Source organism: Ideonella sp., assembly GCF_041287625.1.
Taxonomy (GTDB): domain Bacteria; phylum Pseudomonadota; class Gammaproteobacteria; order Burkholderiales; family Burkholderiaceae_C; genus Ideonella.
Map to the genome: position 1 here is coordinate 1 of NZ_JBGGNH010000059.1, position 24,286 is coordinate 24,286.

20 protein-coding genes are annotated in these 24,286 nt (G+C 68.8%); 4 read left to right on the forward strand and 16 right to left on the reverse strand.

Features of this window, described 5'->3' with window-relative positions; genetic code table 11:
- From ACAH41_RS21905 to ACAH41_RS21915, 3 genes are all read right to left on the reverse strand, one after another.
- Positions 1-861 (reverse strand): cbb3-type cytochrome c oxidase subunit I (locus ACAH41_RS21905; RefSeq protein WP_370538465.1); only part of this gene is annotated, 861 nt, incomplete at its 3' end.
- 29 nt (positions 862-890) lie between these two features.
- Positions 891-2,069: a cytochrome c oxidase subunit II gene (gene coxB, locus ACAH41_RS21910; RefSeq protein ID WP_370538466.1), complete on the reverse strand. Its 1,179-nt coding sequence runs from the start codon at positions 2,067-2,069 to the stop codon at positions 891-893.
- Between the two features lie 354 nt (positions 2,070-2,423).
- Positions 2,424-3,320 (reverse strand): methyltransferase domain-containing protein, encoded by an 897-nt coding sequence (locus ACAH41_RS21915; RefSeq protein WP_325650458.1) that lies wholly within the window; start codon positions 3,318-3,320, stop codon positions 2,424-2,426.
- Positions 3,321-3,376: 56 nt separating this feature from the next.
- Between ACAH41_RS21915 and ACAH41_RS21920 the strand changes: the two genes are divergently transcribed.
- Together ACAH41_RS21920 and trmL are read left to right on the forward strand one after the other, a co-directional pair.
- The gene (locus ACAH41_RS21920) at positions 3,377-4,120 is read left to right on the forward strand and encodes a ComF family protein (protein WP_325650456.1); all 744 of its coding nucleotides are present in this window, start codon (positions 3,377-3,379) and stop codon (positions 4,118-4,120) included.
- Between the two features lie 28 nt (positions 4,121-4,148).
- On the forward strand, positions 4,149-4,619 hold the full coding sequence (trmL, locus tag ACAH41_RS21925) for a tRNA (uridine(34)/cytosine(34)/5-carboxymethylaminomethyluridine(34)-2'-O)-methyltransferase TrmL (RefSeq protein ID WP_325650454.1): 471 nt from the start codon (positions 4,149-4,151) through the stop codon (positions 4,617-4,619).
- Here trmL and ACAH41_RS21930 read toward each other — a convergent pair.
- From ACAH41_RS21930 to ACAH41_RS21945, 4 genes are all read right to left on the reverse strand, one after another.
- A complete protein-coding gene (locus ACAH41_RS21930; RefSeq protein ID WP_325650657.1) occupies positions 4,616-5,602 on the reverse strand; it encodes an NAD(P)H-dependent glycerol-3-phosphate dehydrogenase in 987 nt (328 codons plus the stop codon). The genes trmL and ACAH41_RS21930 overlap by 4 nt on opposite strands.
- Before the next feature lie 26 nt (positions 5,603-5,628).
- Entirely contained in the window at positions 5,629-6,096 is a 468-nt protein-coding gene (secB, locus tag ACAH41_RS21935; protein WP_141288502.1) for a protein-export chaperone SecB, read from the reverse strand.
- A 154-nt stretch (positions 6,097-6,250) separates the two neighbouring features.
- Positions 6,251-6,511, reverse strand: coding sequence for a glutaredoxin 3 (grxC, locus tag ACAH41_RS21940; RefSeq protein ID WP_325650452.1), 261 nt, complete (start codon positions 6,509-6,511; stop codon positions 6,251-6,253).
- 120 nt (positions 6,512-6,631) lie between these two features.
- Positions 6,632-7,060 carry a rhodanese-like domain-containing protein gene (locus tag ACAH41_RS21945; RefSeq protein WP_325650450.1) on the reverse strand — a complete coding sequence of 143 codons (429 nt, stop codon included), beginning with the start codon at positions 7,058-7,060 and terminating at the stop codon, positions 6,632-6,634.
- 102 nt (positions 7,061-7,162) lie between these two features.
- Here ACAH41_RS21945 and gpmA point away from each other — a divergent pair, with 102 nt between their 5' ends.
- A complete protein-coding gene (gene gpmA, locus ACAH41_RS21950; RefSeq protein WP_325650449.1) occupies positions 7,163-7,909 on the forward strand; it encodes a 2,3-diphosphoglycerate-dependent phosphoglycerate mutase in 747 nt (248 codons plus the stop codon).
- Between the two features lie 13 nt (positions 7,910-7,922).
- On the opposite strand, the gene ACAH41_RS21955 is transcribed toward gpmA, so the two are convergent.
- The 6 genes from ACAH41_RS21955 to ACAH41_RS21980 are packed head-to-tail and all read right to left on the reverse strand — an operon-like array spanning position 7,923 to position 12,471.
- Positions 7,923-8,681, reverse strand: coding sequence for a lysophospholipid acyltransferase family protein (locus tag ACAH41_RS21955; protein ID WP_325650448.1), 759 nt, complete (start codon positions 8,679-8,681; stop codon positions 7,923-7,925).
- Positions 8,682-8,707: 26 nt separating this feature from the next.
- On the reverse strand, positions 8,708-10,024 hold the full coding sequence (locus ACAH41_RS21960) for a dihydroorotase (RefSeq protein WP_325650447.1): 1,317 nt from the start codon (positions 10,022-10,024) through the stop codon (positions 8,708-8,710).
- A complete protein-coding gene (locus tag ACAH41_RS21965; protein ID WP_325650446.1) occupies positions 10,021-10,983 on the reverse strand; it encodes an aspartate carbamoyltransferase catalytic subunit in 963 nt (320 codons plus the stop codon). The genes ACAH41_RS21960 and ACAH41_RS21965 overlap by 4 nt, the downstream gene beginning before the upstream one ends.
- Complete coding sequence (gene pyrR, locus ACAH41_RS21970) at positions 10,983-11,486, reverse strand: bifunctional pyr operon transcriptional regulator/uracil phosphoribosyltransferase PyrR (RefSeq protein ID WP_325650444.1); 504 nt, start codon at positions 11,484-11,486, stop codon at positions 10,983-10,985. Before pyrR ends, ACAH41_RS21965 begins: the two co-directional genes overlap by 1 nt.
- Positions 11,483-11,896, reverse strand: coding sequence for a Holliday junction resolvase RuvX (ruvX, locus tag ACAH41_RS21975; RefSeq protein ID WP_325650442.1), 414 nt, complete (start codon positions 11,894-11,896; stop codon positions 11,483-11,485). The genes pyrR and ruvX overlap by 4 nt, the downstream gene beginning before the upstream one ends.
- Positions 11,893-12,471 (reverse strand): YqgE/AlgH family protein, encoded by a 579-nt coding sequence (locus ACAH41_RS21980; protein WP_325650440.1) that lies wholly within the window; start codon positions 12,469-12,471, stop codon positions 11,893-11,895. Before ACAH41_RS21980 ends, ruvX begins: the two co-directional genes overlap by 4 nt.
- A gap of 75 nt (positions 12,472-12,546) precedes the next feature.
- On the opposite strand from ACAH41_RS21980, the gene ACAH41_RS21985 reads away from it, so the two are divergent.
- On the forward strand, positions 12,547-14,091 hold the full coding sequence (locus ACAH41_RS21985; protein WP_325650438.1) for a deoxyribodipyrimidine photo-lyase: 1,545 nt from the start codon (positions 12,547-12,549) through the stop codon (positions 14,089-14,091).
- A gap of 33 nt (positions 14,092-14,124) precedes the next feature.
- Here the strand turns inward: ACAH41_RS21985 and ACAH41_RS21990 are convergent, their stop codons facing one another.
- From ACAH41_RS21990 to ACAH41_RS22000, 3 genes are all read right to left on the reverse strand, one after another.
- Complete coding sequence (locus ACAH41_RS21990; RefSeq protein ID WP_325650436.1) at positions 14,125-15,162, reverse strand: GGDEF domain-containing protein; 1,038 nt, start codon at positions 15,160-15,162, stop codon at positions 14,125-14,127.
- 59 nt (positions 15,163-15,221) lie between these two features.
- Positions 15,222-21,767: an Hpt domain-containing protein gene (locus ACAH41_RS21995; RefSeq protein ID WP_325650435.1), complete on the reverse strand. Its 6,546-nt coding sequence runs from the start codon at positions 21,765-21,767 to the stop codon at positions 15,222-15,224.
- A 144-nt stretch (positions 21,768-21,911) separates the two neighbouring features.
- A complete protein-coding gene (locus tag ACAH41_RS22000) occupies positions 21,912-24,272 on the reverse strand; it encodes a methyl-accepting chemotaxis protein (RefSeq protein ID WP_325650433.1) in 2,361 nt (786 codons plus the stop codon).
- Between the last annotated feature and the right edge of the window lie 14 nt (positions 24,273-24,286).

A 24,286-nucleotide genomic window follows, 5' to 3' on the forward strand; every position in this document is an offset into this window, starting at 1 on the left:
GGTGTAGCCGAACAGCTTCTTGCGCGCGAACGCCGGGATGATGGCGCTGACGATGCCGAAGGCCGGCAGGATCATGATGTAGACCTCGGGGTGCCCGAAGAACCAGAAGATGTGCTGGTACATCACCGGGTCGCCGCCGCCGGCCGGGTTGAAGAAGCTGGTGCCGAAGTGGCGGTCGGTCAGCGTCATCGTGATCGCGCCAGCCAGCACTGGCATCACCGCGATCAGCAGGTAGGCGGTGATCAGCCAGGTCCAGGCGAACAGCGGCATCTTCATCAGCGTCATGCCGGGCGCGCGCATGTTGAGGATGGTGACGATGATGTTGATCGAGCCCATGATGGACGACGCGCCCATGATGTGCATCGCGAAGATGCCGGCATCCATCGACGGGCCCATCTGCAGCGTCAGCGGCGCGTAAAGCGTCCAGCCGGCCGCCGGTGCGCCGCCGGGCATGAAGAAAGAGGACACCAGCATCAGCGCAGCCGGGATCAGCAGCCAGAAGCTGAAGTTGTTCATGCGTGCGAAAGCCATGTCCGCCGCGCCGATCTGCAGCGGGATCATCCAGTTCGCGAAGCCGACGAAGGCCGGCATGATGGCCCCGAACACCATGATCAGCCCGTGCATGGTGGTGAACTGGTTGAACAGCTCGGGGTTGAAGAACTGCAGGCCAGGCTTGAACAGCTCGGCCCGGATGCACAGCGCCAGGATGCCGCCGATGATCAGCATCGTGAAGCTGAACAGCAGGTACAGGGTACCGATGTCCTTGTGGTTGGTCGCAAAGACCCAGCGGCGCCAGCCGTGCGGATGGGCGTGGGCCTCATCGCTGCCGTGATCCCCGTGATGGTCGAGAACAGCACTCATGACTTTTCCTTTTCAGATCGCTCGGGGATTCAAGGCTGCTTGCGGGCCGCAACGACTTCGGACGGCTGCACCGTCTGGCCTGTCTTGTTGCTCCAGCTGTTCTTGGTGTAGGTCACCACCGCCGCGATCTCGGTGTCGGAGAGCTGTTTCCACGACGGCATGGCGCCATTGTTCTGGCCATTCAGCAGCACATGGATCTGCACCGTCTTGTCGGCATCCAGCACCTTGGGCGAGCCGTCCAGCGGCTTGATGGGGCCGGCGCCCTTGCCGTCCGGCTTGTGGCAGACGGCGCAGTTGGCGGTGTAAACCTTCTCGCCGCGGGCGATCAGCGCAGCCTGTTCCCAGACCTTGCTCGGATCGTCGGCCTTGGCGGCGATCTCCTTCTTCTTGCCGTCGACCCACTTGCTGTAGTCCTCGGTGGAGACCACGCGCACATGGATTGGCATGTAGGCGTGTTCCTTGCCGCAGAGTTCGGCGCACTGGCCGTAGTAGTCGCCCACCTTCTCGGCCTTGAACCAGGTGTCGCGCACGAAGCCGGGAATGGCGTCCTGCTTGACGCCGAAGGCCGGCACCATCCAGGCATGGATCACGTCGTTGGCGGTGGTGATGACACGCACCTTCTTGTTCACCGGCACGACCACCGGGTTGTCGACCTTCAGCAAGTAGTTGTCGCCCTGCGGCGTGCCGGCGTCGGACAGCTCGCGCTGCGCAGTGTCGAGCGTGGCCAGGAAGCTGATGCCCTCGCCTTCGCCCTTCAGGTAGTCATAGCCCCATTTCCACTGGTAGCCGGTGGCTTTGATGGTCAGGTCGGCGTTGCTGGTGTCCTTCTCGGCCACCACCGTCTTGGTGGCCGCGAAGCCCATCACCGTGACGATGATGAAGGGCACGATGGTCCAGGCGATCTCGACGCCGACGCTCTCGTGGAAGTTCGCCGGCTTGGCGCCCAGCGACTTGCGGTGCTTCAGGATGGAATAGAACATCACCCCGAAGACCAGCACGAAGATCACCAGGCAGACGATCATCAGCCCGTAGTGCAGGTTCTGGATGTCGGTGGCGATGCGCGTCACCGGGGCCTGCAGGTCGATCTGGTTGACGCCCGGGCCACCTGGCAGGTCATGGACCGGCGCCGCGATTGCCGCGCCAACCAGCAGCGGGGCGGCCAGCGCCAGGGCTGTGCGCGTGACGTTCTTGCAAAGCATGGTCGTCATCATCATCGTTGTCGTCAGTTCCGTTCCAAACCCATGATCACGCTGACTGCCGCAGCGTGCCCCTGATCTTCTCTGCCATCTCGCCGCCCTCTGCCGCGGCGGGCAGGCCACCCGGCTCGGCGACGCACGGTGGACATTGCAGCCCCGCCACCATCGCAACAGGGTCGGTCAGCAGGCTACCGCGAATTGGGGGCAGGCCGCATCAGGTGCAGTACCGCCCCGCGTATGGACAGTGAGGCCTGCGCAGGCGACATCAGTCCCGCATCAACCCCGTCACCGGCGCCCCATCGATTCATCAATGACGATGCAGGCGGCCAAGACTGATCAATATCAATCAGGAAATTCTATCCGACCCTATTTGCGGCCACCGGACTTGCGCAACATCAATTTCATCGCATCCAGGCCCACGCTGGTCTCGGCGGCCACCTGCGGGCCACGGTCCGGCGCACGGAAGGCATGGCCATAGACCAGTTCCAGCTCCAGCGCGATGCGGCCATCAGCACCGGCCCGCGCACGCAATGCCGCCAGCAAGCGCTCACGCCAACGCGGCGTGCGCAGGCCGGCGAGCCGCTGCGGCGCGGTGTTGCCGCCCCATTCGCGCAGCTCTTCGAGCAAGCGAACCGGATCGGCGTAGGTCAGCGTCAGCACTTCCTGGTCCATCACCGGATCGGCAAAGCCGGCCTCGACCATCATGTCGCCCACGTCGTGCATGTCGACAAACGGCGCATGCGGCAAGGGCCAGCCGGCTGCCGCGTAAACCTCACGCAGCTTCGCCAGCGAGCCGGGACCAATGGTCGAGAACATCACGAAGCCGTCCGGCTTCAGTGCCTGGCGCCAGGCACGCAGCGTCTGCGGCGGCTCGGCCTCGTGATGCAGCAGCATGTTGGACCACAGCAGGTCGGCACTCTCGGACGGCACCGCGCCAGGCGCGACGCGCGGCATTGCGGCGGACGCCCCGCGAAGGCGTGCCCACCAGCCCGGACGCGGCGGCGTGGCGGCGGCGTCGCTGGCAGCGGCGTCCACCACGCTGATCGTGGCCTCGGGGTTGGCAGCCGCCAGCGCCTCGGACGGCGCGCCTGCGTCCAGCGACCAGTCCAGCACCTGGGCCGGTGTGCGCAGAATCAAGGACAGCCGCTCGGCCATGCGGCGCGCCACCTCCTGGTGCAGCCAGGGCATCTGGCCGGCCTGAAGGCGGCGCTGCATCACGCGGCGCAGGGCGGCTGGATCGAGCCGGGACGAAGAAGCGGACATGGACACCGGCTCGGAGGCTGAGAATTTTTCGGGCGCGCCAGTATATTGAGGCCCACATGTCCTGGCTTGCCACGGGTCGCTGGCCCGCTCCCTGCGCCATCTGCCGCGAATGGACGCGCGGCGGCCTGTGCAACCTTTGCCTGCAGCGTTTTGCCGCGCCGCACAGCCGCTGCACCGGCTGCGGCCTGGCGCTGGCATCGGACGCCTTGACGGCCGCCAGCGCGCAGGCGCCACGCTGCGGCCGCTGCATCGAAGACCCGCCGCCGGTCACCGGTACGCTGGCCGCGCTGGACTACGGCTTCCCGTGGGACGGCCTGATCGGCGCGATGAAGTTTGGCGGCCGGCCCGAAATGGCCAAGCTGTTGGTCAAGCCATTGCTTCAAGCCATCCGGCAAGACAAGCAACACAGCGCTGAAGCCGTGGAGCTGCTGCTGCCAGTGCCGCTGTTCGAGAAACGGGCTCAGCAACGCGGCTACAACCAGTCCTGGGAACTGGCACGCCGGCTTGGCAAGGCGCTGGACAGGCCAGCGCATGCGGACTGGCTGCTGCGCTGGCGTGCCACCGAAACCCAGTCGCTGCTGGCCGACCCGACCGCTCGCAGCGCCAACCTGCGCGGCGCATTCATGCTCAGCACCACCGGCAGCCGAGCGCTGGCCGGCCGACGCGTGGCCTTGGTCGATGACGTGATGACCACTGGCGCCACCGCGTTCGAGGCGGCTCGCACGCTGCGGCAAGCTGGCGCAGCGGAAGTCTGGCTCTGGGTGCTTGCACGCACACCGACCGCAGCGCCGAAGGATTGAGCACGGCGACAGACGCGACAATGCGCGGATGTTCCGCATCGTGCTCGTCCACCCCGAAATCCCGCCCAACACCGGCAACGTGATCCGCTTGGCGGCCAACACCGGCTGCGCGCTGCACCTGATCGAGCCACTGGGCTTCAGCATGGAAGACAAGCTGCTGCAGCGCGCCGGGCTGGACTATCACGAGTACGCCGCCGTGCATCGCCATGCCTCATGGCAGGCCTTTCTCGACGCCGAGCAGCCAGACCCCACACGCTGCTTTGCCTTCACGACCCATGGCCGGCGCCGGCCCAGCGAGGTGAGCTGGCAGGTGGGCGACGTGCTCGTCTTCGGCCAGGAAACCGCCGGCCTGCCACCCGCGCTGCGCGAGACCTTCCCGGCCGAGCAGTGCCTGCGGCTGCCGATGCGGCCGGACCAGCGCAGCCTGAACCTCAGCAACGCGGTCGCGGTGTCGGTCTTCGAAGCTTGGCGGCAGTGCGGCTTCGAGGGCAGCGTCTAAAGCGTTTCGACCCGCGCGTCGCGCTGCATCAGCTGCGCCACCGCCTGGGCGGGCGTGCAGCCGCCAGCCAGCAGCTGGTTGACCGCCTCGCACAGCGGCATGTCCACGCCCAGCGCGCGGGCGCGGGACATCACGGTGGCCGCGCTGTACACGCCTTCGGCCACATGGCCCAGCCGGGCCAGCGCGGCCGGCAGGTCCAGCCCTTCGGCCAGTGCCAGGCCGACCTGGCGGTTGCGCGACAGGTCGCCGGTGGCCGTCAGCACCAGGTCGCCCAGGCCGGTCAGGCCCATGAAGGTGTCGGCCCGCGCGCCCATGGCCACACCCAGGCGCGACATCTCGGCCAGCCCGCGGGTGATCAATGCAGCACGGGCGTTCAGGCCCAAGCCAAGGCCATCGGCAATGCCGGTCGCAATCGCCAGCACGTTCTTGACCGCGCCACCGACCTCGACCCCGATGGGATCGGGCGACATGTAGACGCGCAAGGCGCCGCCATGGAAGGCGTCCACCGCCAGACGGGTCAGCGCCTCGTCGGCACTCGCGGCGACCAGTGCGGTCGGCAAGCCGGCCGCCACTTCCTGCGCAAAGCTGGGGCCAGACAACACGCCTGCGCGCGCGTTCGGCAACACCTGCTCCGCAATCTGGTGGCCCAGCAGGCCGCTGCCGGCCTCGAAGCCTTTGCAGAGCCAGAAGACCCGTGCCTGTGCCGGCAGCGCGGCCAGCGTGGCGCGCAAGCCGGCCATCGGCGTGGCAACGATGAACAGGCCGTCGCCCTCAGCATGCGCCATCGCCTGCGCCCAGTCGGCACTGGGCAGCAGGCCGGCCGGAAAGGCCAGCCTGGGCAGGTAGCGGGTGTTGCAGCGCGCGGCGGCCATCTCGGCCACCTGCGCCGCGTCGCGCGCCCACAGCAGCACAGCGTGGCGCTGGGCTGCGGCAATCGCCAGCGCGGTGCCCCAGGCGCCGGCCCCGAGCACCGTGATGCGCAGCGGCGGCGCAGCGCTTGGCACGAGGATCAGTTGATCGCTGCGGGGTTGCCGGCGGCACCAGCGGCGGCTTGCGCCTGCTGGGCTTCGAACATGGCCTGGAAGTTCACTTCGGCCAGCAGGATGGGCGGGAAGCCGGCACGGGTGCAGACGTCCGACACGATGGCGCGCAGGTAGGGGTAGATCATCTGCGGGCAAACCACGCCGACGATGCCCGACAGCTGGGCGTCCGGCACGTTGCGGATCTCGAAGATGCCGGCTTGCTTGGCTTCGACCAGGAACAGCGTGCGTTCGCCGACCTTGGTGGTCACGGTAGCGGTGACGCTGACCTCGAAGATGCCTTCGGCGATCGGCTCGGCACCCATGCCCAGCTGGATGTCGACTTGCGGCTGCTGCTGCTCCAGCAGGATCTGCGGGGAGTTCGGTTGCTCCAGCGACAAGTCCTTCAGGTACATGCGTTGCAGCTGGAACACGGGGGTCTGGTCTTGTTCGGCCATGAAGCGCTTTCGGGAAAAAACAAAGCCCGCCCCGGGATGGTGGCGGGCTGCGGGCGGCATTATGGCGCAGCGCCCATGACACCTTTGGCACCGTGACGGCGGCGTCGCTCAGCGGGCGCCGGGCCGCCCCGAGCCTGCTGCCGGGTGTCCAGGTTCAGGCCCCTTGGAGGAGCGGCTGCAGGCCGCCGCGCTGGTCCAGCGCCATCAAGTCGTCGCAACCGCCCACGTGGGTGTCGCCAATGAAGATCTGCGGCACGGTGCGGCGGCCGGTGCGCTCGATCATCAGGTTGCGCTGCGAAGGTTCCAGGTCAACGCGAATCTCCTCGATGGAATCCACGCCGCGTTGCTTCAACAAGGCCTTGGCGCGCACGCAGAACGGGCAGACCTGGGTCGTGTACATCTGGACTTTGTTCATGGCGTCAGCTTTTGTCAGGACAAGCCCGAATTGTCCGCCGCAGCCCGCCGGCTTGCAGGCCTGCACGGCAAGGCCGCAGACCGCATCAGGGCATGCACCGGCAGCCGCCAGCCAGCCCCGTCAGGCCTTGCTGGCTTCCACCGGCAGGTTGGCCTCGCGCCAGGCACGCATGCCGCCCGCCAGCACCTGCACGTTTTCATGGCCTCGCTGGCGCAGCATCGCAGCGGCCTTGTTGGCCCGCGCGCCGCTGGCGCACACGACCACCAGCGGCAGGGTCTTGTTCGACGGCAGTTCCTTGCCGGCCTTCTCCAGCGTGTCCAGCGGCACGCTGCGTGCGCCCACCACATGGCCGGCGGCGTATTCGGACGGCTCGCACACGTCCACCACCACCGCCTTCTCGCGGTTGATCAGGCGCACCGCCTCGGCCGGCGAGACGCCGCCGCCCTGTGCGCCCCGGCGCAGCGTCGGCAGGGCCAGCAGGCCGCCCGACACCAGTGCGGCAACGATCAGGTACCAGTTTTGAACAAAGAATTCTTGCGTGCTGCCCATGGCGTGTCTCGGCGGCCAAGGGCCGTAAGGAAAGGAATCGCGAATTATAGAATTCAGGCCTTTGCAGCTGCCACCGGCGCGCCACCTCGCGCCCCAAAGTCCATGTACAAGCTCGTGCTGATCCGCCACGGTGAATCCACCTGGAACCTGGAAAACCGCTTCACCGGCTGGACCGACGTCGAGCTGACCGACACCGGCGTGGCCCAGGCCCGTGCCGCCGGCGAGTTGCTGAAGGCCGAGGGTTACGAATTCGACGTGACCTACACCTCGGTGCTGAAGCGTGCGATCTGGACGCTGTGGCATTGCCTGGACACGCTGGAGCGAACCTGGCTGCCCGTGGTCAAGGACTGGCGCCTGAACGAGCGCCACTACGGCGGCCTGCAGGGCCTGAACAAGGGCGACATGGCCAAGCAGTACGGCGATGCGCAGGTGCTGATCTGGCGCCGCAGCTACGACACGCCGCCGCCCGCACTGGAAGCCAACGACCCCCGCGGCCAGCGCCAGGACGTGCGCTACGCCAAGCTCTCGCCCGAGCAGGTGCCGCTGACCGAATGCCTGAAGGACACCGTGGCCCGCGTGATCCCGTTCTGGGACGACACGCTGGCCCCGGCCATCCGGTCCGGCCAGCGCCTGCTGGTGGCCGCGCACGGCAATTCGATCCGCGCGCTGGTCAAGTACCTGGACAACATCTCGGACGACGAGATCGTCGGCGTCAACATCCCCAACGGCATCCCGATGGTCTACGAGCTGGACGCTGACCTGAAGCCGATCAAGCGCTACTACCTGGGCGACGCGGAAGCTGCCGCGGCTGCCGCAGCCGCCGTGGCGAACCAGGGCAAGAAGGCCTGAGTCAAACCCGCGCTCAAGCGTCCAGCCGCTGCTGGATCCGCTCTCGCAGTTGCTCGGCCAGCGCGCGGCGGTCCAGGCCTTCGGTCGGCAGCGGCGGCAGGAAGTGCACCTCGACCGACAGGCCGCGCGCCGAGGCGATGCGCCAGATGCTCTGGATCAGCGAGGTGTCGCCGATGTATTGCGCCGCCACGCTGAAGCCCATGCCCGGCTCGCGGTAGCGCAACACCACTGGCTGCACTGGCGCACCCACGCTGATGGCCGCCTGCAACAGGTTGGCGTGCATCGGCAACATGGTCGGACCGGGGCCGGTCGTGCCTTCGGGAAAGATGGCCACGCTGTCGCCGTCGCGCAGCGCCTCGGCCACCTGGTGCACCACGCGCAGCGCGTCGCGCTTGCGCGCGCGTTCGATGAACAGCGTGCCTACGCCGTAGGCCAGCGTGCCGATCATCGGCCAGCGGGCGACGTCCGACTTCGAGACAAAGCGTGCCCGTGGCAGGCCGGCATGCACGCAGGCAATGTCCAGCCACGAGACATGATTCGCAGCGACCAGCGCCGGCTTGGTCGAAGGCTCGCCATGCACCGTCAGCTGCATGCCGATCATCGCGAACAGCCGCAGGCTCCAGGCCCGCACCCGCTCGTGCCGCTGGGCCTGTGTCAGGCCACCGAACTCCAGCTTGATCAGCACCAGCCCGCGCATCACATGGCCGAACAGCCTGGCCATGCGGGCCAGCGCCGCAAGCCCGTTCAGAAAACCACTTTCGGCGCCGGGCATGGCGCTTTGCACTGCATCGCCTGCCATCAGGCTAGCGCAGGCGCCTGGTAGGCCAGGTGACCGGCCACCAGCGTGGCGCGCACCTGGCCGGGCAAGGCCGTGCCGCTGGTTGCGAAGTCGAACGGTGTGTGCTTGCCCTGGCTCTTCAGCACGCCAGGCTTGACCTGCCAAAAGGCATCCGGGTCGAACAGGCAGATGTCGGCCACGCCGCCTTCGACCAGTTGGCCGGCGCTTTGCACCAGCGAGCCCAGCGTGTCGCCCAGCACCTGCACCGGCTTGCTGGTGATGCGCGAAAGCGTCTGCGGCAGGCTCAGGCCACTGTCCTGGCCCCACTTCAGCGCCATGCTGAGCAGCAGTTCCAGCCCGGTCGCGCCGGGCTCGGCCTCGCCAAACGGCAAGGTCTTGGCATCGGCGTCGACCGGCGTGTGGTCGGACACCAGCGCGTCCAAGGTGCCGTCGGCCAGCGCGGCGCGCAGCGCCTCACGGTCCTTCTGCTGGCGCAGCGGTGGGTTCAGGCGCATGGACGAGTTGAAGTAGCCGATGTCCACGTCGGTCAGGTGCAGCGAGTTGATGCTCACGTCGCCGGTCACCGGCAGGCCTTCGGCCTTGGCGCGGCGCAGCAGTTCCACGCCGGCGGCGCTGGACAGGCGGCACAGGTGCACCCGCGCGCCGGTCACGCGCACCAGCTCGAAGATGGTGTGCAGCGCAATCGTCTCGGCAATCACCGGCACGCCCGACAGGCCCAGCCGCGTGGCGACTGCGCCGCTGGCCGCGACACCGCCGCCCAGCGAGCCGTCCTGCGGCCGCAGCCAGACGGTGTAGTTGTAGGTCGCGGCATATTGCAGCGCGCGCTGCAGCACCTGGGTGTTGGCAATCGGCACCTCGGCCTGCGAGAAGCCGACGCAGCCTGACTCGGTCAGCTCGACCATCTCGGTCAGCACCTCGCCCTGCAGGCCGCGCGTCAGCGCACCCAGCGGGAACAGCCGGCACAGGCTGAGCTTGCGGGCGCGGAACTTCAGCATGTCGACCAGGCCCGGTTCGTCCAGCGTGGGGTCGGTGTCCGGCGGACAGACCAGGCTGGTGACGCCGCCGGCCGCGGCCGCGTTCAGCTCGCTCTCCAGCATGCCTTCGTGCTCGTGGCCGGGTTCGCGCAGGCGCGCGGCCAGGTCCACCAGGCCAGGCGCGACGACCAGGCCCTTGGCGTCGATGTCGCGGTCGGCCTGGAAATCAGGCGAGACGCTGCCGATGGTGACGATGCGACCGTTGGCCACGGCCAGGTCGGCCAGTTCGTCGCGGCCGGTGGCGGGGTTGACCACCCGGCCGTTGCGGATCAGGACCTTCATGCTTCGTTTCCTGCAAGGGTGGACATCACGGCCATGCGCACGGCAATGCCGAAGGTGACCTGCGGCAGGATCACGCTGTGCGTGCCGTCGGCCACGGCCGAGTCGATCTCCACGCCGCGGTTGATCGGGCCGGGGTGCATCACGATGGCGTCGGGCCTGGCCAGCGCCAGCTTCTCGTCGGTCAGGCCGAAGCTCTTGAAGAACTCGCCGGCGCTGGGCAGCATCGCGCCGCTCATGCGCTCGTTCTGCAGCCGCAGCATGATGATCACGTCCGCATCTCGGATGCCTTCGGCCATGTCGTGGCAGACGCGCACGCCCATCTCCTTCAGGTCGCCCGGCACCAGCGTCTTCGGGCCGACGGCGCGGATCTCCGGCACGCCCAGCGTGGTCAGCGCGTGGATGTCGGAGCGGGCCACGCGCGAGTGCACGATGTCGCCCACGATGGCCACGGTCAGGTTGGAGAAATCCTTCTTGAAGTGCCGGATCGTGTACATGTCCAGCAGGCCTTGCGTCGGGTGCGCATGGCGGCCGTCGCCAGCGTTGACCACGTGCACGTGTGGCGCGCAGTGCTGGGCGATCAGGTAGGGCGCGCCGCTTTCGCTGTGGCGCACGACGAACATGTCGGCGTGCATGGCCGAAAGGTTGGCAATCGTGTCGACCAGGCTTTCGCCCTTGGCGGTGCTGGACTTCGCGATGTCCAGGTTGATCACGTCGGCCGACAGGCGCTTGGCGGCGATTTCGAAGGTGGTGCGGGTGCGCGTGCTGTTCTCGAAGAACAGGTTGAACACGCTCTTGCCGCGCAGCAGAGGCACCTTTTTCACGTCGCGGTCATTGACCGAGAGGAAGGTGCCGGCGGTGTCGAGGATCTGCGTCAGCACCGCTTTTGGCAGGCCTTCGATCGACAGCAGGTGGATCAGCTCGCCGTGTTTGTTGAGCTGCGGATTTCGCTTGGAGAGCATCAGTGCTCCTCTTGGACAGTGAAGGTGAAGCGGCCATCGTCGCTGCGCGCCAGCGACAGGCGCTGTGCGGCAGGCAGCACGATGCGGGCGGCGGCGTAGGCCGGCTGCACCGGCAGCTCACGCCCGCCGCGGTCGACCAGCACCGCCAGCTGCACGCTGGCCGGGCGACCGTAGTCGAACAGCTCGTTGAGCGCGGCGCGGATGGTGCGGCCGGTGAACAGCACGTCATCGACCAGCAGGATGTGGCGGCCGTCGACCGAAAAAGGCAGCTGCGTGCTGGTGGTGCTGGCAGACATGCCGCGCTCGCCGAAATCGTCGCGGTGCAGCGAGCTGGACAACACGCCGTGGCCGCCGGCCAGGCCCAGGTCGGCCTGCAGCCGCTCGGCCAGCCAGGCGCCGCCGGACCAGATGCCGACCAGCGACAGCTCCGGCCGTTGCAGCGCGCGCACGCCTTGCCGCAGCTCGGTATACAGCGCCTCGGCGTCGAGTGAAAGGGTGCTCATGAAAGGTGCTCCCGAAAGAACTGCTCAAGAATCAGGACGGCCGAGGCGGCGTCGGCATCGGTGGCGCCGGCCGCCAGCGCCTCGGTGGTCGTGTAGCGCTCGTCCACCTCGTGCACCGGCAGGCCGTAGCGGCCTTGCAGCTGGCGCGCGAAGCGCCGGGCGCGGCGGGTATTGTCGTGTTCGGCGCCGTCCGGGTGGAAGGGCACGCCGACCACCAGGGCATCGGGCTGCCATTCCTTGATCAGCGCCGTGATGGCCGCGAAACGCGCATCGCCCTCGGCGGCGATGGTGCGCAGCGGCTGGCCCTGGCGCAGCAGCGCCGAGCCGGTCGCCGTGCCCACCCGCTTCACACCAAAATCAAAGGCCAGGAATGAGGATGCAGACGAAGCGATGCGCCCTGGCGGCGTCATGCATGCCCCGCTTCGGTCGACAGCATGCGCGGGTCGATGCCCAGTTCGGCCAGCGCGCGGCGGTAGCGGTCGGCCACGGGGGTGTCGAAGATGATTTCCGGCGTGGCATCCACCGTCAGCCAGTTGTTGCGGCCCAGCTCTTCTTCGAGCTGGCCGGCCGACCAGCCGCTGTAGCCCAGCGTGATCAGCACCCGCTTCGGGCCTTGCCCGCTGGCCAGCGCCTCCAGCACGTCCTTGCTCGTCGTCATGGCCAGGCCGCCGGGCACGCTGAGCGTGGAGTTGTAGGCACTGCCGTCGTCGTTCTGGCGGTCGTGCAGCACGAAACCACGTTCAGTCTGCACCGGGCCGCCGTAGAAGACCGGTTGCGCGCCCAGGCCTTGTTCATCCAGCGCCAGATCCACCTTTTCGAACAGGTTTTTCAGCGTGATGTCGATCGGCTTGTTGATCACCAGGCCCAGCGCGCCTTTTTCGCTGTGCTCGCACAGGTAGATGACCGCACCCGCAAAGGCGTCTTCGGCCATGCCGGGCATGGCGATCAGGAACTGGTTGGTGAGATTGATGCCGTCGGCCGCCATGGCCGGCATTCTATTTCAGGGCCGGTCCCCGCACTGTTTCCGGCCCCGCCGGAAATTCGGAAGACACTGCGACCCATGCACAAATCCCTGGACCGGGCGCTGGTATGGTTCCGGCGCGACCTGCGGGCCGACGACCACGCCGCCCTTTACGCCGCCTTGCGCGCCGCGCGGCAGGTCTGGTGCGCCTTCGTGTTCGACGACGAGATCCTGGCCCCGCTGCCGCGCGCCGACCGCCGCGTCGAGTTCATCCGCGACAGCCTGGTCGACCTGGACGACCAGCTGCACAGCCTGGGGCTTTCGCATGGCGTCCAGCCGGTGAGGCTGATCGTTCGCCACGGCCAGGCCCGCACGCTGCTGCCGCGGCTTGCCGCCCAGTTGGGCGTGCAGGCGGTGTTTGCCAGCCATGACGACGAACCGGCCTCGCTGGCGCGCGACAACCAGGTGCGCGGCGAGCTGGCCGCGCGAGGCGTGTCGCTCTACACCAGCAAGGACCACGTGATCTTCGAGCGGGCCGAAGTGATGACCGCCACCGGCACGCCTTACAGCGTGTTCACGCCTTACAAGAACGCCTGGCTGAAGAAGCTCACGCCGTTTTTCGTCAAGCCCTGGCCGGTGGCCCGGCATGCCGGCGCGCTGGCGCCTTGGCCGGCCGAGCTGGGCGAACCCGGCGTGCCGGAACTTGACGACTTCGGCTTCGCGCGCACCGACCTGCACCAGATGCGCCTGCCCTCGGGCAGCACCGGCGCGCACGAGCTGCTGGCGGACTTCCTGGCCCGCATTGACGCCTACGATCGGGCGCGCGACTTCCCCGCCGTCAAAGGCCCGAGCTACCTCGGCCCGCATTTGCGCTTTGGCACCGTCTCGATCCGCCACCTGGCGCGCGAGGCCTGGCAGCGCATGCAGGCCGGCTCGCGCGGCGCCGAGGTGTGGCTGTCCGAGCTGATCTGGCGCGACTTCTACCACCAGATCCTGCATCACCACCCCCGCGTGGACGGCCACGACTTCAAGCCGGAATGCGACCGCATCAAGTGGGCCCACGGCAAGGAGGCCGACGTGCTGTTCGAGGCCTGGTGCGAGGGCCGCACCGGCTATCCGCTGGTGGACGCGGCGATGCTGCAGCTCAGCCGCACCGGCTACATGCACAACCGGCTGCGCATGGTGACCGCCAGCTTCCTGGTCAAGGACCTGGGGCTGGACTGGCGCCGCGGCGAGGCCTGGTTCGCGCGCTGGCTGAACGACTTCGACCTCGCGGCCAACAACGGCGGCTGGCAGTGGGCCGCCTCCACCGGTTGCGACGCACAGCCCTACTTCCGCATCTTCAATCCGGTCTCGCAGAGCGAGAAGTTCGACCCCGAAGGCAAGTTCATCAAGCGCTACCTGCCGCAGCTGGCCGCGCTGCCGGCCAAGGCCATTCACGCGCCGTGGCAGGCCTTGCCGCTGGAGCTGGCCGCCGCCGAAGTCACGCTGGGCGAGAACTACCCGCTGCCCATCGTCGCCCATGACGAGGCGCGCGAGGCGACACTGGCGCGCTTTGCAGCGGCGCGTGGCGGCCAGGTTCAAGCCAAGCACAGCCCGCCGCGCAAGACCAGCAAGCGGCTGACGGCGATCCGCAACCATTGACGCGCCGACAGCGCGCCCGGTGCAACGGGCGCGTCAGAACAGTTCGACGTCGCTGGACTTTTCTTCGTCGGCCAGCAGGCCCTCGCGCCGCAAGGCCTCGCGGCAGCGCACCTGGTTGCGGCCGTTGTGCTTGGCGTAATAGACCGCCTGGTCCGCGCGTTCGACGGCCGCCGTGGGCGAGTCGCCGGTGCGCACGTCGGTGAAGCCGATGCTGACGGTGATGTGCTTGACCTGCGGGAACAGGTAAGTCTCGACGCGGGTGCGGAAGCGCTCGAAGGCCAGCATCGCATCCTGCTCGGTGCCGCAGCGCAGCAGCAGCACAAACTCCTCGCCGCCGAAACGGTAGAGCTGGTCGTAGAAGCGGAAGCTGCCACGCATCACCCGCGCCACCAGCAGCAGCACCTCGTCGCCGATCAGGTGGCCAAAACCGTCGTTGACCAGCTTGAAATGGTCGATGTCGACGACGGCCAGCCAATAACTGAGCGGCGTTTCGCGGCGGCGCGCCTCGTCGTCGGTCAGCACCGCCACCGGCAGCGGTGCCGAGGCGCGGTAGAAGGATTCGTCGAAGCTCTTGCGGTTGAGCAGGCTGGTCAGCGTGTCGCGCTCGCTGTAGTCCAGCATGCCGAGCTGGTTGCGCATCACCTGCAACAGCGCCAGCGCATGCCTGCGCATCGTCGGCGTCAGCGCCCGGGCCGTCTCCAGCTCGATGATGGCCACCGGCGTCTCGTCGACCCACAACGGGAACAGGCTGGTGGTGTCGACCGGCTGCCAGGCGCGTGGCTGCTGCGACAGCAGGCAGTCACGCCAATCGGGCCGCTCGTCAAAACGCGGCTGGCCACGCAGGTCGGCCCACAGCGGTTCGATCTGCACCTCGGTGCGGCCGCCAGCCGCCACGGCCCCGACATGGGCCCGCATCAGCCAGCGCCGCCCCGGGTCTTCGCCCACCAGGCGGTGCAGCGAGACCCGGCACGCCCCGGAGAGCTCGGCCAGCGCACTGAGCAGGCTGACGTCCAGCGCGTCCCGGTCCCGAAGACCGGTCAGTTCGGCGAGCCGTTCGACAATCGGTCGCATCGACAGCGCGGTTGCATGAACCCCCTGCTCCAGCCGTCTATGCCTGGCGCCCCTTGCGCTCAGGCCGCAGCCGTCTCGCCAGCATAGTCGCGCACCAGCGAGAGCAGCAAGTCTTCGTCATAGGGCTTGCCCAGGTAGTGGTTCACGCCGAGCTCACGCGCATGCTCCTGGTGCTTGTCGGCAATGCGCGAGGTGATCATCACGACCGGCAGCTTGGCCAGGCGAGGATCGCTGCGCACGTTGTGCACCAGGTCGAAACCGTCCATGCGCGGCATCTCGATGTCGCACAGCATCACGGCCGGCGTTTCGTCGGCCAGCTTCTCCAGCGCGTCCAGGCCGTCCTTGGCCAGCACCACGCGATAGCCTTCACGCTGCAGCAGCCGCTGCGTCACGCGGCGCACCGTCAGCGAATCGTCGACCACCATCACCAGCGGCGCCAGGCGCACCGGCTCGACCACTTCCGGCAGCACCGCGTGGGTCGCGGCATCCGTCGGTGCGGCCAACAGGCGCTGCCGCACTTCGGCGCCATACACCGCCGTCAGCGCCACCGGGTTGTAGATCAGCACGGTGTCGCCGGTCGGGAGCAGCGACATGCCGGCGAGGCCCGGCAGGCGCGAGAGCTGCGGCCCGAGGTTCTTGACCACCACTTCCTGGTTGGCCACGACCTGGCTGACGTGCACCGCCACCAGCTGGGCCGCCGAGCGCACGACCACCACCGGCAGGCTCTTGCCTTCGACCGGCCCGCGCAGCGACTGCTGCAGCAGGCTGCCGAGCCAGAAAAACGGCACGTCGACCTCGCCGTGGCGCAGCAGGCCCGTCTGGTAGGCCGCCTCGACCTCGGCCGCCGGCACGCGGCGCACCATGTCGACCAGCGTCGACGGCAGCGCCACGGTCTGCGCGCCGGAATGCACCACCACCACCTGCGTCACCGCGGTGGTCAGCGGCAGCACCATCCGGAAGGCCGTGCCCTGGCCGGACGAACTGGCGGTTTCGATCCGGCCGCCCATCGCGGTCACTTCGGAGCGCACCACGTCCATGCCGATGCCGCGGCCGGCCAGCTCGGTCACCTGGTCGGCGGTCGAGAAGCCGGGCGTGAAGATCAGGCCGGCCAGCTCGGCTTCGGTCGGCCGGCTGTGTTCGTTCAGCAGGCCCATTGCGGTGGCGCGTTCGGCGATGCGGGCCAGGTTCAAGCCGGCACCGTCGTCACGCACCTCGATCTGCACTTCATTGCCGGCCTGGCGCAGCGTCACGTCAATCGTGCCGCTGGCCGACTTGCCCATGGCTTCGCGCAGCGAGCCGCTTTCAATGCCGTGCACCACCGCATTGCGCAGCAGGTGTTCGAACGGCGGCGCCATGCGGTCCAGCACCGCGCGGTCCAGCTCGATGCCGCCACCTTGCAGGTTCAAACGCACCTGCTTGCCGGACTCCTTGGCCGCCTGGCGCACCACGCGGTACAGCCGGTCGGACAGCGTGTCGAACTCCACCATGCGCGCGCGCAGCAGGTCGTCCTGCAGGTCGCGGTTCAGCCGCGCCTGCACGGCCAGCTGGTCTTCGGTGTCCTGCAGCGTCTGCTGCAGGCCGCGCTGCACGGTGCCCACGTCGTTGACCGACTCGGCCATCATGCGGGTCAGTTCCTGCACGCGGGTGAAGCGGTCCATTTCCAGCGGATCGAAGTCCTGCTTGGAATGGCGCGCGGCTTCCATGCGCGTGGCCATCTGGGTTTCGGCCTGGAGTTCCAGGTCGCGCAGCTGGCGGCGCAGCCGCTCCAGGTTGTCCGTCAGTTCCTTCAGGCCGAGCTGCATCTGGCCCATGTCGGATTCGATGCGGGCGCGCGCGATGCCGACCTCGCCTGCGTGGCTCACCATGCGGTCCAGCAGCGGCGCGCGCACGCGCACCGAGCCGGCCGACGCCTGCTCGACCGGCAGGGCCGCCTGCACGCCTTCGCGCAGGCCGGTGCGGCGCGCCAGGCGCTGCCAGTCGACCTGCATCACCGCCGGCAACTGCGATGATGCCTCGGCGACCGGCGCTCCGGCAGCAAGCTCGATGGCCGGCTCGGCAGCCTGCATCGGCTGCTCGGACACGAAGTGCTGCTGCGGCGCCTGGAAGGTCAGCGCATCGCCCCGCAGCGGGGCCAGTTCGTGCGGCCGGTTCGTCGTGTTGGCGAAGCCCATGGCCTGCATTTCGGTGTCGCCCATGTGGCGCGACATGCCGTCTCCGGGCACTGCGGCGCCACCGCCCTGGCGCAGGCGCTGGAACTCCTCGTTCAGCGCGTCCACGCCCTGGTGCAACTGGGCCAGCACGGCGGCGTCTGCACCACCGCGCACGGTCAGGCGCTCGATGGCGGTTTCCAGCCGGTGCGCCAGTTCGCCCAGGCGCATCGCGCCGGCCAGGCGGGCGCCGCCCTTGAAGGTGTGCAGCGCGCGCAAGGCGCCGACGCCTGCGTCCAGGTCGTCCGGCTGACGCTCCCACTGGCGGATCTGTTCGGCCAGCACCGGCAGCAGCTCTTCACCTTCTTCGACGAAGATCTCGAACAGCTCGTCGTCGATCGCGTCACGTGCGTCCAGGTCCTCGGCCAGCGAAGCCGTGGCGCCCAGGCGCTCGCTCTCGCCACGCGAAGGCGCGGCGTGGGTTTCCGGCGCAGGTTCGGTGGCCAGCGGCTCCAGCGCACTGAAACGCACCTCGCCCAGCGGGTTCAGCGACGCCATCTGCGTGACCGAACCGCCAAAGCCGTCGTCCGGCTCGTCCTGGTCCTGTTCCTCGTCCTCTACCGCCTGCACCATGCCCGACTGGCTTTCCAGCTCGGCCGCGCGGCTGTTGTGCTGCAGCGCGTCGGCTTCCTCATGGCGGTCCAGGCGCTCCAGCAGCTCGAACGGCACCGGCTTCAGGAAGCCGGCGGCGAACTGATGCAGCAGCCGGCGAATCTCGTCGGCAACGTCCAGGTACAAGGCGGCTTCGGCCTCGTGGCCCATGCCACGGGCACAGGAACGCTCCAGCGCATGCTCCAGGCGGTGCGCCAGCGAAGACAGGTCCTGATAGCCAACGGTGGCCGAATTGCCGGCCAGCGAGTGGGCCAGCGCCACCGCGGTGTCGCCCACGGGCCGGTGCAGCTCGTGCTGCCACTCGGCCAGCGCCACCGTCAAGCGGCGCGACTGTTCGTCGGCCTCATTGAGGAAGATGTTGAACAGCGTGATCGGGATGCGCAGCGGGCCGACCACCTTGTAGCGCTCGGCATCGTCCACCGGCGCTTGCGGCACCGGTTCAGGCTGCGCTTGCAGCGGCTGCGCCGTGGTCGTCGCATCTTCGAGGTCCAGCTCCAGGTCGACCTCGGGCAGGCGCAGGTCACCGCCGGCCTGGTGCGTGGTTTCAGGCCAGTCGTTGGGCGCGTAGTCGTCCTCGGCGGCTGCAGGCGGCAGCGGCGGCTCGATCACATCGCCTTCGAGCAGGGAGATCGCCTGCACGGCTTCGGTGTCGACCAGCGGCGCTTGTGACGGGTCGCTGAACTCGGGCAGCGGCAGGTCCAGGTGCTCGGCATCCAGGCCGGCGTCCATCAGCGGCGCGTCCAGTGCCTGGTCCAGCACCGGCAGCTCGACCGGCTCGAAAGGCTGGGTCAGCTCGGCCGGCGCCCAGACCGGCAGGCCCGGCAGTTCGAGGGCTTCCGGCACGTCCGCCACGGCCTGCGGCTCGAAGCTGTCAGGCAGGCTGGCCTGCGGTTCTAGCGGCGCGGTTTGCTGGGCCCAGTCGGCTGGGGCGGCATCGCCTTCCAGCGCGTCCAGGTTCAGGTCCGGCAGGTCCAGCTCGGTCAGGTCCGAAGGGCCATGGGCGATGACCTCGCCCATCGGCAGCGGCGCGTCGTCGTCGGCATCCAGTTCCGGTTCCGCCTCGGCTTCGGGCAGCCAGTCGCCGGAAGCAGCCAGCGCTTCGGACAGCGCGGGCGGTTGGGCTTCGGGCAACACGTCGCCGTCCCACACGTGATCGGGCACCGGCATGGCGTCGCCAGCGGGCAGCAGCTCGCCAGGCAGGCTGTCGATCGGCTCGAAACCGCTCACCTCGCCCACTTGCAGCGCCGGCAGGGCGTCGTCGGACAGCGGCTCTGGCAGCAATTCAGCCACCGGGATGGACTCGGCATCCGCTTCGTCGAATGCAGGGGCGTCCCACTGCGGCAAAGGCGGCTCGGTCGACTGCAGCGGCGCCACCTGCGCCTGGCGCAGGGCCAGCGCGGCAGCGATCAGGGCCGGGCCCACGTCGGCCGGCGCCTGGCCGGCGGCAATCGCCTCGACCCATTGGCGCAGCTCGGCCAGCGCCTGGGCCGTGAAGTTCTGCAGCGGCAGGTCGGCCTGCACGACGGCGTCGGCCAGGCGGGCATTGAACAGCTGTTCGCAGGCCCAGGCGGCATCGCCATACGCCTTCAGCCCGACCATGCGCGAGCTGCCCTTGAGGGTGTGGAAGGCGCGGCGCACGGCCGTCATCGCCTCCAGGTCCTGCGGCTCGCGGGCCAGCCGGGCGAGCGCTTCGCCGGCCTGCTCGATGACTTCCTGCGCCTCCTCGATGAAGACGGCCTGCATGTCGTCGTCATCGTCCAGCGGCATCGGCCTGGAGACAGAGGCTTCGGCCGGCGGCTGGCTGGCAGCCGCCAGGTCCGACAAGGCTTGCACCACGTCGGCCCGCGCGGCCTCCTCTTCGACCGCGTCCTGGGCCTTGGCCAGGGCCTGGCGGGCCTGCGTGGCGGCCACAGCCAGCGAAGGCTGGTCAGCGGCCACGGCCTGGTCGGCCAGGCCTTCGAGGTGGCGGCCCAGGTCCTCGTTGGACAGCTCGTCCTTGGCCGCGTCGCGGGCCAGCGTCTGCAGCTGGTCGGCCAGACGCGGCTCGACGGCAGGCTCGGCGGCGGCGCTGCGGGCCCGGCCCATCAGTGCCGAGAAACGGCCGGTATCCGCATCGAAGCGGAACAGCGACTTGGCCAACTGAGGCTGCACGCCCAGCATGTCGATCAGGAAGGACAAGGCGCCGAGGTTGTCGGCCAGCTCTTCGGTGGCCTTGGCGGCGTCGGCGCGCTGGTCGATGACCGCGTGCACGTCGTCGCGCATGCGCTGCACCGCCTGCGCGGCCTGGTCCAGGCCCAGCACCGACAGCACGCCGCGCATCGCGCCCAGCTGGCCGGGCACGCCCAGCAGCACGTCGCCCTGCTCGGGCTCGCGGTTGAAGCGGTCCAGCTGCTGCTCGATCTCGGCCAGCGAGGCGCGCAGTTCCTGCACCACGCTGCCCATGGACTGGCGGTCCGACACGTCGCGGTAGAGGTCTTCGACCCAGTGCTCGAGCGGCGCTGCCGGCAAGCCCTTGGACGCGGCTTCGAGCCGGTCGGCCAGGCGCTGGATGCGCTGCTGCAGCTCAGGCTGGTCAGGGTCGACCTCGTCCAGCGAAGCGTCCAGGCACAGCAGCGTGGTGGCGACTTCCATCGCCAGCTCCGGCCTCGGCGCTTCACCACGGCGAACCGTGCTTTCGAGCGCCGATTGCAGTGCCTGCGCAAGCCGCGCACCGTCCGGGTAGATCTGGTGGATCGAGTCGGCGACCAGCGTGGATTGCTCCGGGATGCCTGGCATCGCTGCCAGCTCGCCCGCAGCCACGGCCGACCAGGTGTCCTTCAGCGCGGCCACGCGGCGGCGTGCCACCGGCACCAGCGCAGGGTCGTAGCGGCCCAGCGGGCTTTGCTCGTAGTCGACCTCGGGCAGCGCTTGCAGGTGATGGCCCAGCACCACCGCGGCGAGCCGCGGCGCATTGGCCGCGGGCCTGGCGCGGGCGCAGAAGAACAGCAAGTCCTGCAGCAGGCGGTCCGGCACTTCGGTCTGGCCACGTTCGGCCGCGCGCAACTGGGCCAGCAGGCGCGAGGCCATGCGCTTGGCATACAGGTCGGCCGGCAGCAGGCCCTGGGCCTGGGCTTCGAAGAAAGCGGCGGCCAGTGCCCACAGCTGGGCCAGCCGGCCGTGGCCGGCATCCGCCAACTGGCCAAAGCGCTCGCCAATGCGGCGCGAGGCCGCGGCGTCGCCACGGAAATACTTCAGCAGCCTGGCCTCGATGGCCTGGCGGATCTGCGCCTCGGGCAGGGCCGAAGGCGCGTTGTCCGAAGGCAGCAGCAGCGCAGGCGTGTCGCTCCACAGGTCGGCCGGGTGCACCCGCTCGGCACCGGCCAGCACCAGCACGTCGCGGTACTGCGGGAACAGGCTCAGCTCGGATGCCGGCTTGCCAGCCAGCTGGCGGCGCAGGTAGTCCAGCACGGCAAACGAGACACGCTCCAGCGTCTGCACGGCCGCGAGGTCGAACACCGCCTGGCCCTGGCTCAGGCGCTGCAGTGCCTGCTCGCTGCCACGCAGCAAGCGGGCGGGGGCCGCCACGCCGATCAGTTCCAGTGCGCCAACGCCCTGATGAATCAAACCGCGCGCCTGCAGCAACGCGGTCGGCGCGCCACCGCCTTCGTCGCCGGTTGTGCTTTCAAGGCTGCGCAGGTGGCGGCGCAAGGCCTTGTGCGCGTTGTCCAGCGTGCGGCGAAGTTCGTCCTGAACCCAGGCCAGCGCGCTCAGGTCACCCGGCAGTTCGTGGTCTTGTGCTTGGTCCATGGTGTTGCCGGAATTCCTGTCCATGAAATGAGCCCGCCGGACCCGCCGCGTGTTCGCGTCAGGCCCGGCTCGGGCTTTGAGTCACCGCGTCGGCACCGCCGACCCGCGAAAACACGGCCCCCAACAGGCCGTGCAGCGCATCCATCAGGCGATCTTGAAGCGGTCCACCGACTGGCGCAATTCGTCCGCCGAACGCGACAGGTCATGGACCATCTGCGCGGTCGAGCGCGTGCCCTCACCGGTCTGCTCCGTCACCGCGAAAATGTGCTGGATGTTGGCGGCCACCACGTTGGCGGACTCGGCTTCGCTGCGCGCTTCGCTGGAAATGCCTTCAATCAGCGACGACAGTTCACGCGTCACACGGTCGATGTCGGTCAGTGCGCTGCCGGCCGCGTCGGACAGCTGGGCGTTCTGCACCACACCTTGCGTGGACTGTTCCATGGCGGCCACGGCGTCCTGGGTGTCGGTCTGAATGGTCTTCACCAGCGCCGCGATCTGCCGCGTCGCGTCAGCCGAGCGTTCGGCCAGCCGCTGCACTTCTTCGGCAACCACCGAGAAGCCCCGGCCCGCTTCACCGGCCGAGGCGGCCTGGATGGCGGCGTTCAGTGCCAGCACGTTGGTCTGCTCGGTAATGTCGGAAATCAGCTCGGTGATTTCACCAATCTCCTGCGAGGATTCACCCAGCCGCTTGATGCGCTTGGAGGTTTCCTGGATCTGTTCGCGCAGCGTGTTCATGCCGCCAATGGTGTCCGCCACCGCCTTGCGGCCGGTGGTCGCCGCGTCCAGCGACTGGCGCGCCACCGCGGCGGTTTCCTGCGCCTGCGCCGACACCTGGTTAATCCGGGATGCCATCTGCAGCACCGACTCGCCGGTCTCGCGAATCTCGCGCAGCTGTTCGGTCGAGGCTGCCAGCAGCTCGGTCGAGGTCTGTTCGACCTGCTGCGTGGTATCCGTCACCCGGGCCGCCGTGCCCTGCACCGAGGCCACCAGGCTGCGCAGCTCTTCCACCGTGTAGTTCACCGAGTCGGCGATGGCGCCGGTGATGTCTTCCGTCACCGTGGCCTGCTGCGTCAGGTCGCCTTCAGCCACCGTCTGCAGTTCGTTCATCAAACGCAAAATCGCGGCCTGGTTCGCGTCGTTGACGCGCTTGGCTTCCCGCTCCTGCTCCTCGGCCGCGAGGCGCTGGCCTTCGGCCTGCTGCGCTCGCAAGGCCTGGTTGCGCACATACAGCCGCAGGAAGCCGACACCGCCGGCGATGATGGCCGCCGCCGACAGCAGCAGGGCCAGCAGGTAGCCGGCGCTCAGGCCGCCCTGGCCTTCCAGGTTGGACTGGACCTGCTCCAGGCCTTTTCGCAGCGGTTCGGAGTCGGCCACGATCACGGTCTGCGCTTCACGCGCCGAAACCAGGCCTTGCAGGTTGCCCAGAATGGCGCTGGCCTGTGCACGCGTCTGCTCGTACTGGATGACCAGCTGTTCCAGGCGCTCCTTGGTCTGCGGGTCCTTGGTGCCGGGCAGGCGCAGCTCGGGGTTGCCATGCAGCAGGCCGTCGGCGATTTCGCGGAACGAGTTCAAGTCCTTGCCGAGCAGGAACACGGCCTCAGGGCTGACGCCCTCCAGCGTCAGGAATTCGTTGGCACTCTTGCCGATCCGCTGGGTCAGCATCACCAACTGGCCAACAGCGGACAGCTCGGCCGCCGAGGCGTTGGTCTGCAGCTTCAGCGAGGACACCGTTTCGGCGGTTTCCAGCAGGTCGGACGACTGGCGGTTGATCAGGCGCAGCGCCTGGCCGACCTGCGTCAGCACCGTCTGCTGGGCCAGCACGATGCCGGCGTTCTTTTCGGCGCGGTCCACCAGCGGCAGCAGCGGCGAGACCACTTCCTGCGTGGCCGCGGGAGCGGCGGCCAGCGTTTCGTTGCCGGCACTCAGACCGCGCACGTTGCGCGCCAGCACTTCGCCGCTCTCGCGCACTTCAGGGAAAGCCGCTGGGCTGCCGATCAGCGCCTGCGAGACCGACTTCGCGAGCCGCTGCGACTGCATCAGCGCCTGGCCGGTGGCGGACAGCTGGCTGGCCTGTCGGTTCGCGGCGCCCAGCGCCAGCGCGCCGGTGATCACGAACACCGCCGCGCCGCCGCCGATCAAACCCAGCAGCAAGCGCTGCTGCTCCAGCGCAGGACGCCGGCCGATCAGCGGCAGCCCGGTGCTGGCTTCGCCAAAGGTCGACAACTCCGGTGCCAGACGGGAAGCGGCTGCCTCCTCTTCGCTGACTTCCGCGACCGGCGTCGCCGGTGCAGCAGCCGCGGCCAGTGCAGCGTCGGGCTCGATGGCCGCCTGGGCTTGCTGGCCCAGGCGCTGGTCGATCTGGCTCAGCAGCAGGTCGACTTCCTGGTCGGCATGGGCGGCCACGGCAGGCGTTGCGGCCGGCTGAGGCGCGGACTCGGCTCGGGACGTTTCCTCCTCGGTCGGGCGGGCACCAAACTTGTCCTTGAACTGATCGAGCAGGCTCATGTCTTCCTCACAGG